The 2,315-nt window shown below is 74.4% G+C and carries 3 protein-coding genes; 2 read left to right on the forward strand and 1 reads right to left on the reverse strand.

Annotation, left to right across the window (positions count from 1 at the left end):
- Window positions 1-143 precede the first annotated feature (143 nt).
- Entirely contained in the window at window positions 144-887 is a 744-nt protein-coding gene (locus tag VGP36_19845) for a DUF1932 domain-containing protein (GenBank protein ID HEV7656966.1), read from the forward strand.
- Window positions 888-1,440: 553 nt separating this feature from the next.
- On the opposite strand, the gene VGP36_19850 is transcribed toward VGP36_19845, so the two are convergent.
- Window positions 1,441-1,917, reverse strand: coding sequence for a hypothetical protein (locus tag VGP36_19850; GenBank protein ID HEV7656967.1), 477 nt, complete (start codon window positions 1,915-1,917; stop codon window positions 1,441-1,443).
- Here VGP36_19850 and VGP36_19855 point away from each other — a divergent pair.
- The coding region (locus tag VGP36_19855; protein ID HEV7656968.1) for a hypothetical protein at window positions 1,888-2,315 on the forward strand (428 nt) is incomplete at its 3' end. The two genes, VGP36_19850 and VGP36_19855, sit on opposite strands and share 30 nt — an antisense overlap.

The following is a 2,315-nucleotide window of genomic DNA, read 5'->3' on the forward strand; positions in this document are numbered from 1 at the left end:
GGTGCCGGAGCGCACCGGCCCCGCAGTGAACGCGAGCGCCGCCCCGCCCGCCGTCTCACTGTGAGATGCACCACGCACGCCCCGCTCCGCCCGCACTGTGAGATGCACCGCGAACACCCCGGCCCGGGCAATACGGTGGGGGCGTGATCGGGATCGTGCATCCGGGGGCGATGGGTTCGGCGGTCGGACAGGCGCTGCTCGCCCGCGGCGCCGAGGTGGGCTGGGCGGCGGAGGGACGCAGCGCGGCCACCCGCGACCGAGCGACCGGGTTCACCGACCTCGGCAACCTGGCCGGGATCCGGGACGGCTGCGACGTCGTGCTGTCGATCTGCCCGCCGCGCGCGGCCGTCGAGGTCGCGGAGGCGTTCGCCGGCTACGCCGGGACGTACGTCGACGCCAACGCGGTGAGTCCGCAGACGGCGGCGCGCATTCGGGACGTGATCGGCGAGCGGTTCGTGGACGGCGGGATCGTTGGTCCGCCCCCTCGGAGCCCCGGTACGACTCGGCTCTACCTGTCCGGGCCGGGTGCCGCCGAGATCGTCACCCTGTTCGCCGGAACGGACCTGGACGCGCGGATCGTGCCGGACGCGTCCGCCCTGAAGATGACGTACGCGGCCTGGACGAAGGGGACGACCGCGCTGCTGGTCGCGATCCGCGCCACCGCCCGCGAGCTCGGCGTCGAGGACGAGCTGCTCACCGAGTGGGCGCTGAGCCTGCCCGGGCTGCCGACGAAGTCCCAGCAGGCGGCCCGGATCGGGGCCGAGCGCGGCTGGCGCTGGGAGTACGAGCTGGAGGAGGTCGGGCGGACCTTCGCCGCGACCGGCCAGCCGGACGGCTTCGGGCAGGCCGCCGCCGAGGTGTACCGGCGACTGGCCACGGAGCGTTAGCCTCCCGGCCCGCGGCTCCGCGCGGACGAGGAGCTCCGATGGCTGTTCGTACTGCGGGTTCGGGTGAGCGGGGGGTGCCCTGCCTGCCCGGCTGGTCCGGGTCCTCGACGGGCTGGGGCTGGTGACCGCGGTCGGGGGCTTCCTCGCCCGGCACCCGTGACCGCGGTCACCGAGCTCACCGATCCCCGGACGTACGAGCGGGGCGTCCCGTACGGATCGCGGCCCACGCACGCTCCATAGTGGACCGTCTACTCGCGACGGACACTGTGGACTTCGCGGCCGTGGCGGGCGACCTGCCGCTGCGCGGTCGCGGCCGGCAGGGCGAGGCGGACCCGGACCGCGTCGGGCCGGCAGCGCACCAGCCGGTCGCCCCGGGCCGGGAACGGCGGCCGGGCCACGGTCGGCGGCGCGGCGATCCAGGGGCGTGGTGGTCACGCTGTGAACGGTCGGTCGGGGACCATGGGGCATCGATGAGAAGGCCTTGTGCCGCGACTGTGAACCCGCCCCGCGTGCACCCCCCGGGCACGCGGGACCGGTCCGGCCAAGAACCCCGCTAGTCGCTCGGGTTGTGACAGGTCCAGGTCACGGAGCCGGAGACCGTGGCGTCGTTGCCGGACTGGCCGGTGCCCATGTCGGCGAAGGTGAAGCTGCCGGAGCCGTCGGCGTTGATCGTCGCCGAGCCGGTCGAGTCCTCCTGCAGCACGAAGTTGTCCTGGGTGTCGTACGTGATGATCCCCGACGGGCTGCCCAGTCCGGACAGGTCCTTCTTCTCGTACGTCCCCGGGCCCTGGTAGTGCTCGATGACGTCGCCGGTCAGGCCGCCGAAGTGGTCGCCGTCCTTCTTCGGGCCGCCCGAGGGCAGCGACAGCGAGGGCTCGCCGTCGTCGCCGTCGGGCTCACCCTTGGTCCAGTCGGCGCAGGTCTTGTAGTCGACCCCGTTGTTGGTGGCGACCTGCCCGGCCTCCGTGCCCTGCGCGGTCACGCTGCCGGTGAGGGCGTAGTGGAAGCAGACGGTCGGGCCGATGAGCATCGCGCAGTCGCCGGCTCTGCCGTTGCCGCTGTCGGCGGCCGGGTCACCCGCGACGGCGGCGGCGGAGGAGCCGTCGGAGGACGAGCCGCCGCAGCCGGCGAGCGGGATCAGCAGTGCCGCGGCGGCGAGCCAGGGCAGGACCCGGCGGGACAGGGTTGGCACGAGACCGACGCCCGCCGGCTGGGCGAGGAGTCGCTGGCCGCGTTCCGGGAGCTCGGCGACCCGGACGGCGAGGCGGCCGCGCTGAACAACCTGCTCATCACGGCGCACGCGCAGAGCGACTTCGCCGGCTCCCTCGCGTACGGGCAGGCGGCGCTGGTGCTGGCCGAGGCCGGCGGGGACCGGCGCCGGATCGCCGCCACCGAGAACAACATCGCCGCGACGCTGCGCAACCTCGG

This window comes from Mycobacteriales bacterium, assembly GCA_035995165.1.
In the GTDB taxonomy this organism is placed as follows: Bacteria; Actinomycetota; Actinomycetes; order Mycobacteriales; family CADCTP01; genus CADCTP01.

Excerpts from the sequence above, each read along its gene's own strand:
- VGP36_19850 (HEV7656967.1), bottom strand. The coding sequence starts at position 1,917 with ATGCTCATCGGCCCGACCGTCTGCTTCCACTACGCCCTCACCGGCAGC.